This is a genomic window from Methylopila capsulata (assembly GCF_016907975.1).
GTDB classification, from domain to species: domain Bacteria; phylum Pseudomonadota; class Alphaproteobacteria; order Rhizobiales; family Methylopilaceae; genus Methylopila; species Methylopila capsulata.
Window position 1 is genome coordinate 590,168 of sequence record NZ_JAFBCY010000001.1, and the last position, 12,519, is coordinate 602,686.

The 12,519-nt window shown below is 67.6% G+C and carries 13 protein-coding genes; 9 read left to right on the forward strand and 4 right to left on the reverse strand.

The window, feature by feature from the left end; all coding sequences use genetic code 11:
• The first annotated feature begins 90 nt into the window (after positions 1–90).
• Positions 91–468, forward strand: coding sequence for a hypothetical protein (locus JOD31_RS02815; RefSeq protein WP_246482308.1), 378 nt, complete (start codon positions 91–93; stop codon positions 466–468).
• A 19-nt stretch (positions 469–487) separates the two neighbouring features.
• Here JOD31_RS02815 and JOD31_RS02820 read toward each other — a convergent pair whose 3' ends face one another.
• Positions 488–1,549 carry an SDR family oxidoreductase gene (locus tag JOD31_RS02820; protein ID WP_204948786.1) on the reverse strand — a complete coding sequence of 354 codons (1,062 nt, stop codon included), beginning with the start codon at positions 1,547–1,549 and terminating at the stop codon, positions 488–490.
• A 197-nt stretch (positions 1,550–1,746) separates the two neighbouring features.
• A complete protein-coding gene (locus tag JOD31_RS02825; protein ID WP_204948787.1) occupies positions 1,747–2,415 on the reverse strand; it encodes a hypothetical protein in 669 nt (222 codons plus the stop codon).
• Positions 2,416–2,610: 195 nt separating this feature from the next.
• On the opposite strand from JOD31_RS02825, the gene JOD31_RS02830 reads away from it, so the two are divergent.
• The 3 genes from JOD31_RS02830 to rpsI all read left to right on the forward strand — a co-directional run bounded on the left by JOD31_RS02830 (position 2,611) and on the right by rpsI (position 4,181).
• Complete coding sequence (locus tag JOD31_RS02830; RefSeq protein WP_204948788.1) at positions 2,611–3,024, forward strand: PaaI family thioesterase; 414 nt, start codon at positions 2,611–2,613, stop codon at positions 3,022–3,024.
• Positions 3,025–3,219: 195 nt separating this feature from the next.
• Positions 3,220–3,699: a 50S ribosomal protein L13 gene (gene rplM, locus JOD31_RS02835; RefSeq protein ID WP_020184762.1), complete on the forward strand. Its 480-nt coding sequence runs from the start codon at positions 3,220–3,222 to the stop codon at positions 3,697–3,699.
• A gap of 2 nt (positions 3,700–3,701) precedes the next feature.
• Entirely contained in the window at positions 3,702–4,181 is a 480-nt protein-coding gene (gene rpsI, locus JOD31_RS02840) for a 30S ribosomal protein S9 (protein WP_020184761.1), read from the forward strand.
• 99 nt (positions 4,182–4,280) lie between these two features.
• Here rpsI and JOD31_RS02845 read toward each other — a convergent pair whose 3' ends face one another.
• Positions 4,281–5,327 carry a polysaccharide deacetylase family protein gene (locus JOD31_RS02845; RefSeq protein WP_204948789.1) on the reverse strand — a complete coding sequence of 349 codons (1,047 nt, stop codon included), beginning with the start codon at positions 5,325–5,327 and terminating at the stop codon, positions 4,281–4,283.
• 264 nt (positions 5,328–5,591) lie between these two features.
• On the opposite strand from JOD31_RS02845, the gene JOD31_RS02850 reads away from it, so the two are divergent.
• The 4 genes from JOD31_RS02850 to JOD31_RS02865 all read left to right on the forward strand — a co-directional run bounded on the left by JOD31_RS02850 (position 5,592) and on the right by JOD31_RS02865 (position 9,507).
• Positions 5,592–6,179, forward strand: a complete 588-nt coding sequence (locus JOD31_RS02850) for a TadE/TadG family type IV pilus assembly protein (RefSeq protein WP_271206149.1) — start codon at positions 5,592–5,594, stop codon at positions 6,177–6,179.
• The gene (locus JOD31_RS02855; RefSeq protein ID WP_204948790.1) at positions 6,176–6,763 is read left to right on the forward strand and encodes a TadE/TadG family type IV pilus assembly protein; all 588 of its coding nucleotides are present in this window, start codon (positions 6,176–6,178) and stop codon (positions 6,761–6,763) included. The genes JOD31_RS02850 and JOD31_RS02855 overlap by 4 nt, the downstream gene beginning before the upstream one ends.
• Positions 6,764–6,775: 12 nt before the next feature.
• Positions 6,776–8,209: a pilus assembly protein TadG-related protein gene (locus JOD31_RS02860; protein ID WP_428980896.1), complete on the forward strand. Its 1,434-nt coding sequence runs from the start codon at positions 6,776–6,778 to the stop codon at positions 8,207–8,209.
• Between the two features lie 77 nt (positions 8,210–8,286).
• Positions 8,287–9,507: a GNAT family N-acetyltransferase gene (locus tag JOD31_RS02865; RefSeq protein WP_204948792.1), complete on the forward strand. Its 1,221-nt coding sequence runs from the start codon at positions 8,287–8,289 to the stop codon at positions 9,505–9,507.
• Positions 9,508–9,623: 116 nt separating this feature from the next.
• On the opposite strand, the gene JOD31_RS02870 is transcribed toward JOD31_RS02865, so the two are convergent.
• Positions 9,624–11,783, reverse strand: coding sequence for a GumC family protein (locus JOD31_RS02870; protein ID WP_204948793.1), 2,160 nt, complete (start codon positions 11,781–11,783; stop codon positions 9,624–9,626).
• Positions 11,784–11,948: 165 nt separating this feature from the next.
• Here JOD31_RS02870 and JOD31_RS02875 point away from each other — a divergent pair, with 165 nt between their 5' ends.
• Positions 11,949–12,509, forward strand: a complete 561-nt coding sequence (locus JOD31_RS02875) for a polysaccharide biosynthesis/export family protein (protein ID WP_204948794.1) — start codon at positions 11,949–11,951, stop codon at positions 12,507–12,509.
• Positions 12,510–12,519 lie beyond the last annotated feature (10 nt).

A 12,519-nucleotide genomic window follows, 5' to 3' on the forward strand; every position in this document is an offset into this window, starting at 1 on the left:
GCCGCGTCCTATAAGCGCGCTCTCCTGTAACATCGCGTGTAGGGCGACATGAGGCTGAAGGCGATTATTCTTGGGGTCGCGTGCGCAGGCTTGGCGTCGGGCGGCGCTGCGGCGCAGAGTTGCGAGCGCAACTTCACGAGCCAGGGCGTTCCGCTCCTGACCGCCCTCACCTATCGGGCCTGGCAGGCCTTCCCGAAAACCACGCCCAAACGCGCGCTGGACAATCTCGCTCGCGCCGTCGCCGTGGAGGGCTTCGACAACATCCGCGTGGACCGCGCGCTCGGGGCGATCTCGGCCACCCAGGAGGTCACCGGCTCGGGTCGGGAGCAGACCCTGCGTGTGGTCGTGCGCAAGGAGGCGGCCGGGTCTCGGGTGGACGCCGTGTTCGCGGTGAAGCCCGGCCAGGTCGCTCCGGAAGGCGCGACCCGCGACGCCATGTGCCGGATGATCAGCGCGGCGCCGCGCTGATCATCGCCCTCGCGCCGTCTCACGGAATGAGCCGGTCGCTCCGCAGCCGCTCGAACAGCGCGTAGAACGCGTCGTCGGTCGGCTGATAGAGCGCAAAACCCATGCGTCGGCTCTTCGACATGTCGGTGACGACCTCGATGGGCCGGCCGAGGTCGGCGTCGGTGTGCCAGGGCGACGCCAGCCGGCCGAGGTCGGGCTCGGCGAGGCCGCGCCGCGCGGCGATGTCGCGCCAGACGGTCGCGTCGTCCGCCATCTGCTCCTCCAGCGGGCGCACGACGCCGTCGAACGGCGCGGCGTCGAGCTCGAACCACGCCGCGATGCGCTTCCACATCCAGCTCCAGCGGAAGACGTCGCCGTTCACGACGTTGAAGTCCTCGTTCGCGGCGGCGGGCGTCTCGGTCGCCCACAGCATGTGGCGGGCGAGCAGACGCGCGTCGGTCATGTCGGTGAGGCTGCGCCACTGCGCCTCGCTTCCCGGAAACCGGAACGGACGCCCGGTGGCCTTGCAGATCGAGGCGTAGACCGCGAGCGTCGTCCCCATGTTCATGGCGTTGCCGACCGCCTTGCCGATGATCGTGTGCGGGCGGTGGACGCTCCAGGCGAACCCGTCGCGGGCCGCGGCGGCGAAGACCTCGTCCTCCTGGGCGTAGTAGAAGTTCTCGACGTCGAGCCGCCCCTGCTCCTCGCGGAACGGCGTCTCCGGGAGCGTTCCTTTGCCGTAGCTCTCGAACGGCCCGAGGTAGTGCTTCAGACCCGTGACCAGCGCCACGTGGCGCACCGATCCCGACGGACGCAGAGCGTCGAGCAGGTTCCGCACCATCGCCGCGTTGACGCGGATGTTCTCCGCCTCGGTCTCCTGCCGGAGCCATGTGGCGATGAAGACATGGGTGGGAGAGGCGCCGGCCAGCGCCTTACGCAGCGACGGCGGATCGAGAAGGTCGCCGGACAAAGCGGTGACGCCCGATTGCGTGGCGGGGCGCCGGGCGAGGCCCAGCACCGGCCATCCCGCCTGAGACAGGACCTCGGCTGTCGCTGCGCCGACGACGCCGCTCGCGCCGACCACCAGGGCTGTGTTCGTCATGATCGCTCCTCTTCAAGACGAGCGATCTAGGCTTCTCGAACAGGCGCATCCAGAGTGAGGGCGCACACTGGCGATGCGCGAAAGCAAAGCTTGCTTGTGCCGAAGCCCGCCGCCCTCGCAGTCGCAGTCGGCAGCGCCGGCGCGCGCTTACGGGGAGCCGCGAGGCCGCCTCGAGAGGCGTCGCGGCTCCCCGTCGCTCAGTTCTCGTCTTCGCCGAACAGCGCCTTGATCTTGGCGACGTAGGGCTTCACCGCCTCGACGTTGCCCGGCAGAGGCTGGAAGCTCTCGAGCGCCGCGAACTGCTCGTCGAGGTCCTTCAACGCCGCCTGCTTCTCGTCTTCGGAGAGCGCCGCGTCGTTCTGGATCTCGGCCTGAACCTTCTTCTTCTCTTCGGCGAGGTCGGTGTCGCCGCCTTCCGGGTCGCTTGCGCCGAAGGCGAGCAGCACCGACTGCGCCACGTCCGCCCAGTCGGAATAGGTCGCGAACTGGTGCTTCTTGAGGATCGCGTCGATCTCGGCCTTGGCCTCGGGCTTGTCGAGATAGCTCGCGAGCGCGCCGATCGGGTCCTCGGCCTCGCCCACCTCGGCTTCGTCGCTCTCCGGCTGGTCGGTGCTGTTTTCCTGCGCCTTGGTCTGGGGGTTCTGCGCCGCCAGCTTCTCGCGCAGCTTGTCGAACTCGGGCCAGGCCGCGAGGAAGCTCTCGACCAGCTTGCCGTTGAGCGGCACCTGCTTCGGCTCGACGTCGCCGGTCTGTTCGACGGCGGCGCTCGGCTGCTCCTGGGCCCAGGCCGGGGCCACGGAGGCGCCAAGCGCCATGCCGGCGAAAACGGCGGCCCGCAGCAGGCGGCTCGCAGCGACGATGTTCATTTCGGACGTCCTCCGGAAGACGCGGGCGCCCCCTTGGGGTCTTGCGCGCCGAGGCCCGACCGGCGAAAGCCTCGCCGGCAGAATCTCGACGCGCCCGACATGCGGGCAGGCTTTTTCGATTCGGGACTATGACGGGACAATGGGGACGCCACCATGACGGAAATGCCACGCCCGACGTCTGATCTCGCGCCCCGCATGACAATCGCCGACATGCAGGCGTTCCTGGGCGCGGAGTTTCCGCAGATCCGGCTCGGCGTGGACTACGCCGTCGAGGCGGTGGGCCATGGCTCCGCGCGCATGCGGCTGATCTACGCCGAACGGCATCTGCGGCCCGGCGGCACGATTTCGGGGCCCGCGATGATGGCGCTGGCGGACGTCGCGCTCTACGTCGCGCTGCTCGGCGCGATCGGCCCGGTGAAGCTCGCCGTCACCACCAATTTCGCCGTCAACTTCCTTAAGCGGCCGGACCCTCGCGACCTGATCGCGCACTGCCGCTACCTCAAGATCGGCCGCAGCCTCGCGGTGGGCGAGGCCGAACTGCGCTCCGACGGCGGGGACGAGGCGGTGGCGCATGTGGTCGCCACCTACTCCATCCCGCCTCGCGGATGACCGCCGCACGACGGCTGGAACCGCTCTCCCTGTACGGCTACAGAGGAGGTTATATGATACCATTTTTCAAGTATCTGATTTTGCTTGGTTTTGCCACATGCGTGTGAGTTGATTTTTTCCGCTGCGTTGGGTATCACCAGCCCGTCGCGCCAGACCCCGTCCGGCGCGCTTTCGTTTTCAATCGAGGTTCACCCCATGCGCCCCCAGCTGGCCCGCTCCTATGTGGCCAAACCGGCCGAGGTCGAGAAGAAGTGGGTCGTGATCGACGCGAAGGGCCTGGTCGTGGGCCGTCTTGCGTCCGTGATCGCGATGCGTCTTCGCGGCAAGCACAAGCCGACCTTCACCCCCCATGTGGACGACGGCGACAACGTCATCGTCATCAACGCCGCCCAGGTGGTGTTCACGGGCAAGAAGCGTCAGGACAAGCCCTACTACTGGCACACCGGCTATCCCGGCGGCATCAAGGAGCGCAAGGCGCACCAGATCCTCGACGGCCGCTTCCCGGAGCGCGTGGTGGAGAAGGCGGTCGAGCGCATGCTCCCGCGTGGTCCCCTCGGCCGCAAGCAGCTCGGCAATCTCCGCGTCTACGGCGGCGAGACCCATCCGCATGAAGCCCAGCAGCCGGCGCCGCTCGACGTCGCGGCCCTGAACAGCAAGAACAGCCGGAGCGCCTGATCATGGCCGAGAACATCCAGTCGCTCAGCGACCTCGGCGGCGCGCTCACTGCGTCCGCCCCCGACGCGCCGAAGTACGAGAAGAAGGTCGACCAGTTCGGCCGCGCCTACGCCACCGGCAAGCGCAAGGACGCGGTCGCCCGCGTCTGGATCCGCCCCGGTTCGGGCCGCATCGAGATCAACAAGCGCTCGCTCGAGGTCTACTTCGCCCGTCCGGTTCTGCGCATGATCCTGCAGCAGCCGCTCGACGTGGTGAACCGCAAGGGCCAGTACGACGTGACCGTCACGGTCGCCGGCGGCGGCCTCTCCGGCCAGGCCGGCGCGGTGCGCCACGGCCTGTCGAAGGCCCTCACCTACTTCGAGCCGGAGCTGCGCGGCGCCCTCAAGAAGGGTGGCTTCCTGACCCGCGACAGCCGCGTGGTCGAGCGCAAGAAGTACGGCCGCGCCAAGGCGCGTCGGAGCTTCCAGTTCTCGAAGCGCTGATCGCAGACCTACGGTCTCTGCATATGGAAAAGGCGGGCTCAGGCCCGCCTTTTTTGTTTTCGCCGCGGGACGTCGCGCCGTCGCGCGCGCCCTGCCCGCTCAGCCGCGCCCGAGCGCCCGCAGGCCGAGAAACGGCGTGCCGGCGAGCAGCGCGTCGACCGCGGCGGGCGTCTGGAAATGGCCGTTCAGCGAGACCCGCGGCAGCGCCGTCGGCGTCGCGGCGTGGCGCTTGAACAGATGCCCCGGCCGCGTCGTGACGGCGGTGACGAAGCCGAGGTCGCGCGCGATGTCGTACTCCCGCGGCCCCGCCGCCGAGAGATCTCCGACGGGATAGGCGAAATGCGCCGGCGCCTCGCCGAGCTTGAGCCGGATCGCCTCGCGGCTCTCCGCCATCTCGGCCCGCGTCGCGTCCTCCGGATGCTTCGCCAGCATCGGATGCGTGACGGTGTGGGCGCCGATCGTGACCAGGGGGTTCTTCGCGACCTCCTTTAGCTCGTCCCAGCGCATGCAGAGATCGCGCGCGAAGGCGAACACGTCGACGCCCTGCTCCTCCGCCAGCCGGCGAACCTCCGACCGCAGCCGCTCCTCCGGACCGGAGCGCAGCCGCCAGTAGATCGCGTCCCACGCCGCCGCCTTCTCCTGCGCGGAGACGGTGGACAGCACCGCCTCGCCGCGCCCGAGATCGACGACGACGCGGCGCGCGCGGACCAGGGCCTCCTCGAGCGCCAGCCACCAGATCTCGGCTTCGCCGTCGGCGAAGGCCGAGGCGACGTAGAGCGTGGCGGGCGCGCCATGCCGCTCGAGCACCGGCAGCGCGAAATCGCGCACGTCGCGGTAGCCGTCGTCGAAGGTCACATGCAGGAAGGGGCGCAGCGAGACTCCGACCGAGACCCTCCGCCACGCCTCGTCGAGCGAGACGAAATCGAAACCGAGCTCACGCGCGCGGGCAAGCGTTGCGTCGAGGAACTCGGGCGTGACTTCGAGCAGCCGGTTGGGCGCGAAGGCGCGCTCCCGCCACGGGCGCACGTGATGCAGCGTCAGCACGACGCCCAGCCCCCGCGCGCGCCGCGCCAGCCAGCTGTTGGCGCCGCTCGCGTGAAGCCCGGCGAACGCCGCGCGAAAGGCCGTCGTCCGCACGCCCGCCATGCGGCTACGCCCCCGCTTCATTCTCACCAACCCGTACTATCAGCTGATCTGGTGAACGAACCGTGCACCGGACGCAGCGCGCCATGTACCCTCCTCCAGCCAACGCCCGCAGAACTAAGGCGAACTCCCTCATTTGTACAGTTAATGACACATTAAATACTTCTGTCGTGAATACATCTCTTTTTATGCAGCCCCATTTAATCAACGTAGAGATGTGCGTGAGATAACGGCTCCACTAACGAGATTAGCCGGATCCGTTCATTCATGCGAACGCGCAGACTTAAGACATCGATCGTCGCATTGCGACGGGACTCGCGCGGCCTGGCGGCCGTGGAGTTCGCTATGATCGCTCCGGTCCTGTTGCTGTTCGTCTTCGGAACGATCGAGGTTGGGCTGATGATGGCGGCCCAGCACGTGCTGGACGACGCCGTTTTTATGGGCTCGCGCACCTCGAAGACCGGCTACGTCGCGTCGACCTCGACGCAGACCGCGACGGTCGCGGCCGCTATCAGGAAAGCCGCTCAGGCGTACCTTGATCCGACCAAAATCATCGTCACCTCGACGTCCTACGCCGACTACAGCTCAATCAATCCGGAACCCTTTACCGACACCAACAAGAACGGCGTGCGGGACGCCGGCGAAGCTTACACCGATGTTAACGGAAACGGATCCTACGACGACGGTAAGGGCTCCGCCGGCTATGGAACCGGCGGCCAGATCGTGGTTTTCACCGCCACCTACAACTGGCCGGTGCACACTCCGATGATCGCCGACCTTATCGCGACCAAGGGCGTCCGTACGCTGAGCGCGCGCGCGGTCGTCCGCAACGAACCTTATGGGACGATGCCATGAGGCGGCGGACGCTCCGTTCCCTAGGCCAGCAGTTTCGCCGGCTAAACCGCTCGGACTCCGGCGTCGCAGCCGTGGAGCTTGCTTTGGCGGCGCCCCTCCTATCCCTCCTGTTGCTCGGCGGCACGGACCTCGCGCGCTACACGCTCGCCGTCCACAAGGTCATGGGCATCGGTTTCGCGGTCTCCGACGTCGCCTCGCAATACAAGGCCGACGAGTTGAGCGACAAAGCCCTCGATCAGATTTATCGGATCAGCAGCGAGAACTTGTCGTCCTACGTATCCGGCTCAACCGGCGTGACAATGCTGACTTCGGTGTACCTCGCCAGCAACGGCGCCGTGAAAGTACGATGGCAGTGTAAGAGCGCAACGGTCTCTGGTTGGTCGAGCAAGATCGGCTCGCCCGGCGGCGCGGCATCCGTCGACAAGAACATGCTTCTTGATGAGAACGACAACATTATAATTTCAGAAGTGTATTATAAATACACGCCATTATTCAAGTTATTCTCAACATCTACGATCGACATTTACAGCAAAGCAATGTTCCGCCCGCGCCTTGGCGGCCTCACCACAAAGCCCTGCAGCTAAGGCATGACGCCCTTGTCGCACACGTTTCGCCCCCTCCGTCGCTTCACGCAGTCCGACAGCGGCGCAACCGCGCCGCTGCTTGGCCTAATCGGCCTTGTCCTCATCGGCTGCATGGGGATCGCTATCGACATCGGGCGCTCGGTCATCGTCCGCGCTCGCCTCTATGACGCGCTCGACGCCGCCGGCCTCGCGGTTGCGAACCGCATCAGCACGGTCACGCCCACCGCAGAGGCGACGAAGTTCGTCAAAGCAAACTTCGTCGACAATTTCGCCGGCGCGACCGTCACGGCCGTCACCGCCACGCCCAACGCCGACAAGTCGGTCGTCACGCTCACCGCTACAGCCATTATGCCCACCTCATTCATGAGGCTGTTCGGGCAGGACTTCGTCACTGTGGGCGCCACGTCCGAGGTCACGCGCAAGCTGACCGGCCTCGAGGTTGTCATGGTGCTCGACAACACCGGCTCCATGGAACAGAGCGGCAGCATGCCGGCATTGAAGGACGCCGCCAATCTGCTGGTCGACCAACTGTTCGGCAACCAGACGACCGCAAGGAATCTTTACGTCGGCCTAGTGCCGTTTTCTCAAGCAGTCAACATAGGCACCAATAAGACACGAGCGGATGCGTGGGTCACGGCCACGTCGCGCGAAAACAGCACAAACCCCTATTATCCTGACTACTGGACAGGCTGCGTCGAGGCGCGTGCAGGCGGACTCGATCAGACGGACGATCCGCCGCAATCCAGGACCGCGAACAGCGTATTCAAAGCCTATTACGCCCCGGATACATCCGGAAACAATTGGATAGACACGTCAAGCCGACCGACGAAGCTCAATATCTACTATACCAGCTGGACGCTGCAGAGTGGGCCGGGTCGGTTCTGCCCGACGCCGATGACCAGCATGACCAACGTCAAGCAGGACATCAAGACCGGCATTTCGGCCATGAAGGCGCAAGGGTCGACGATGATCAACCTCGGGGCTGTCTGGGGATGGCGCATGCTGTCGCCGCGGTGGCGGGGCTTCTGGGACGGCGTGATGCTGACGAACTCACTGCCGCTCGATTATGGCACGAAGAATATGCAAAAGGCCGTAGTCTTGATGACTGACGGCGAAAACCGCTTCGGCGCGAATACGTCTTCGGATACGACATACACAGCCTACGGCGTTCGGTCGCAAGGCCGGATAGGCTATACCGGCTTCAGCACTGCCAGCAGCGAACTCAACAAGCGGCTCACGACGGTCTGCGGCAAAATCAAAGCAGCAGGCATCCTGGTTTACACGGTCGCGTTTAACATCAGCCCGGAAGAAGTGGGCGTTAAGACGCTTCTTCAAAACTGCGCCAGCTCGACATCGTATTATTTCGACGCCACCGATCAGGCGGCTCTTAAAGCGTCGTTTCAGAAGATCGGCGACTCGCTCTCGAACCTCCGCGTCAGTAAGTGAGCTGTCGGGAATCCGGTAGCGTCGCCTTAACGGGAGCATGCCACGGTCGGCCGGACGCTCAGGGACGGATGGGCACCATGACGAGCCTCGACACCATCGACGGCCGCGGACGCAGCGCCGGCCCAGCTTTCGCGTCGATCGAGATCCATCGCGACGTCGCGGCCGTCGAGCCGCTCTGGAGCGACCTGCTCGGCCGAGCCTTCGTCACGCCCTACCAGACCCCCGCATTTCTCCGGGCCTGGAGCGATCACGCCGCCGCTCATGAGCGGACGGCGCCGCTGATCGCGGTCGCGCGCGACGGGGACGGGGCGGCGGTCGCGCTGCTGCCGTTCGGCCTGCGCCGGTCGTTCGGCGTCGCGACCGCGGCGTTCCTCGGCGGCACCCACGTCAACTACAACATGCCCGTCATCCGCCGCGACCGGCTCGCCGCCTTCGACGCCGGCGAGGTCGCGCGTCTGATCCGGGAGACCGCCCAGGCCGGCGGGGTGGACCTGTTCGTCCTGCGCAACCAGCCCATGGCGTGGAACGGCGTTCCGAACCCCTTCGCGGCGTTGCCGCGTCAGGCCGCGCCGGACGAAGGCTACAGCGGCCCCCTGGCCGACAGCCTCGAAGCCCACCTCAAGCGCTTCGTCTCCGCCAAGACGCGCTCCGCGCAGCGGCGGAAGATGCGCCGGTTCGAAGAGCAGGGCGCCGTGCGGCTCTACCGCGCCGAGAGCGCGGACGACCGCGAACGCGTGCTCGAGGCCTACTTCCGCCAGAAGGCCCAGCGTCTCGGCGCCCGAGGCGTCGACAACCCCTTCGCGCTGCCGGGCGTCGATCGCTTCATCCGAGCGGCCGCCGGGCTGGACGGCGGCGTGCGCACGGTCGACCTCTACGGATTCGACCTCGACGGACAGGTCATCGCCACTTTCGCGGTGATCTGCGACGCCGACCGGATGTGCGGGATGTTCAACTCGATCACGAGCGGCGACCCGGCCCGGTACAGCCCCGGCGAGCTGCTGCTGAACGTCATGGTCGAAGATGCGATCTCGCGCGGCATGGCGCGTTTCGACCTCGGCGTCGGCGCCGCAGCCTACAAGCAGATGTACTGCCCCGACAGCGAACCGCTGTTCGACTCGATCTTCGGCGTCAGCGCTCTGGGCCGCGCGATCGCGGCGGGCGCGGCGGCGAAGACGGCCGCCAAGGCGCGCATCAAGGCGAATCCGACCGCCTATGGCCTGATCGAGAGGCTCCGCAAACTCCGGGCGAGGCCCAGGTCCGCGACGGACGCCGCCGAGGCCAAAGAGCCCGCCGACTGACCGCGACAGGCTCCTTCGCCGACGTCGCGCAACCCGCACCGTCCGACGGAATCTGCGAACGTCGGACTGCAAGATCCCCGTTCGCGGAGCAAGCTCGCCGGGCGGCCGCAGCGCGCTCAGGCCGCGAGACGCGAGCCGTCGTCCGGGCCCATGTCGCGCTTGAGGAGAACGACGACGTCCTCGATCCCCGTCGCCTTCAGCCGATCGTGGGCGTCGACCGTCGCGACGTCGCCCGCGCCGGTGTTGGAGACCAGGATGGCCGCCTCGCAATGCGGCGTGAAGGCGTCGGCGGCGCCGACTCCGCCGGGCGCGGACAGCAGGACGAAATCGTAGGTGAGCGCAAGCGCTTCGAGCACCACGCCGAGGCGTCCCTGGGCGGCCGCGTCGAGCGACGCGTAAGCTGCTCCTCCCCGCGGCACGATGTGCACCCGCGAGCCCCGGTCGCGATGAATCGCCTGGGCGAAGGTCGCGGAGCCTTCGAGCAGTTCGGCGAGCCCCGGCCCTGCCGCCTCGTCGCCGAGGCGAGGCGCGCCGCCTCCCGCGTCGATGGCGACCACACGGCGCCCGGACTCCGACATGATGCGCGCGAGATTGGTCGCGACGTCGTCCACGGACACGTCGGGCCTGGCGCCGGTCGCGAGGATGCGCAGCGCGCCGCCGGAGGTCGGCATGGCGGCAAGCTGGCGGGCGAGCGCCGACACGAGGGCCGCGTCCGCGACCTCGATCGATTCGGCGCGCGAGGGCGTGGCGCCCGGCGGCGGCGCGGCCGCCGCGGGAGCCGTCTCCGGCGGCGTCTGGTAGGCGGCGCCCTGAAGCCGTCCGAACACGGGCGTCTCGCCCACCGCGGGCGGGGGCGGGGCCGTGTCCTCGTCTTCCGGCCGACGGCCCGCAGCGCTGAAGACCTCGGCGGTCGCCGCCGCGAACAGCGCCAGCACGAAGGCGCCGAGCGTCGCGAGCACGATGGTCGGAATCTTCTTGGGGAAGTAGGCTTCGCTCGGCGCGGCGGCCTTCGTGATGATGCGGGCGTCGGCCAGCAGCGCATCGGGGTTCTCGCGCGCGGAGGTCTCGCGGTAGCGGGTCAGCATCTGCTCCAGAAGGTCGCGCTGGGTGCGCGCCTCGCGGTCGAGCGCGCGAAGCTGGACGTCCTGGTCGTTCGCGGTCGCGGCGACCGACTTCTGGTCTTCGAGCCTGCCTTCGAGCGCCGCCACGCGCGCGCTGGCGGACTTGGCGTCGTTTTCGAAGGCGCGGGCGAGCTTCTCCGCCTCCGTGCGGATCGAGACGTCGAGGCCGGAGAGCTGCGCCGTGAGTTCGCGCATCCGCGGGTGCTGCGAGAGCAGCGTGCGGGCCTCGCTCGCGATCTGGGCGGCGAGCTGGGAGCGCTGCTGCACCAGCGCGCGGACGACGTCCGAGTTCGCGATGTCGAGCGCTTCCGCCGGCCGGCCCTGACGCATGAGGTCGCGGATGAGGTCGGCCTTCGCGCGGGCCTCGCCCTGCAGGGTGCGCGCCGCGCCGAGCTGGGTGTTGATCTCGCCGAGCTGCTGGGCGGTGACCGTCGCGCCGCCGCTGCCGACGAGCAGTCCGGCTTTGGCGCGGAACGCCTCGACCTTGCCCTCGGCTTCGCTGACGCGGTCGCGCATCCGCTCGATCTCTTCGGAGAGATACTGGACGGCCTGGCGGTTCTGGTCGCGCTTCGCGCCGCGCTGGATATCGAAGTAGGCCTCCACGAAGCCGTTCGCGACGTTGGCGGCCCGGTCCGGATTGGTGGAGACGAACTCGATCCCGATCACGCGGGCGCCCGACACGGGATAGACGGACAGGTTCCTGGCGACCTTGTCGACCACCTGCTCGCGCACCGGCTGATCGCCATCCACGTCGCCGAGCCCGACCAGCCCGACGAGTTTCTGCAGGAACGAACCGCTGCCGACGGAGAACTCGTTGTCCCGGCCGAGATCGAGCTTGGCCGCGACCTGGCGCACGAGATCGCGCGACTGGATCAGCTGGACCTGGGTGGCGACGGCCTGCTCGTCGGGAAGCTGGGGCGCCTGCCCTCCGCCGCCTGGCGCGAGCTGGTCGCGGTTCTCGATCAGGACGAGCGCGGTCGCCCGGTAGTAGGGGCTGGTGAGCTCAACGAAGAGGAAGGCGAGCACGGCGACGACGAGCGCCGGGCCGAGGATCCAAAACCTGCGGCGCCACAGCCCACGGCCAAGCGCGCGCAGATCGATCTCGCCGCCGATGGGGCGATCGTCCTCTGCCGCGGTGCTCGTTCGGTTGGACATGTCCGTTCCCGATTCCTGATCGAACGCATTTCCTACGGTTAGAAAACCATCGTTATGGTTGCCGCATGGTTAACCTGGAGCGATCTCGTTCACCGGAAGACAACCGATTGTTAACCCTGTTGGGGTAACGAAGCGTAAACCTTCAACGCGAGGTTCGCTTAGCCGATGTCGACCCGCCTCACGCTCACCCTGTCGTTCGCCGCCGCGCTCCTCGGAGCGTGCTCCGGCCCGCGCGCGGTGCCCCCGCCGCTCGCAGCGGCCTTCGACGAACCCTACGTGCTCGCGACCGGCGACCGGTTGCGCGTCAGCGTCTTCGGCCAGCCCAACCTCTCGAACAGCTACACGGTGGAGGCCGACGGCCAGATCGCCATGCCGCTGGTCGGCCGCTACGCGGTCGTGAACAAGACGCCTGACCAGGTCCGCACCGGCCTCGAGGCCAGGCTCAAGAGCGGATTCCTGCGGGACCCCAACGTCTCCGTGGAGATCGAGGGCTACCGGCCGTTCTACATACTGGGCGAAGTCAACAGCGCTGGCCAGTACCCCTACGTCGTCGGCATGACGGCGGAGAATGCGGTCGCGATCGCCAGCGGCTTCTCGCCGCGCGCCCAGAAAAAGACGGTCGAGCTGACCCGCCGCCACGGCGACCGGGTGTTCAAGGCCGAGGTGCCGCTCACCTACCCCGTGCGCCCCGGCGACACGATCACGGTGGAGGAGCGCTGGTTCTAAGAGCCGGCGA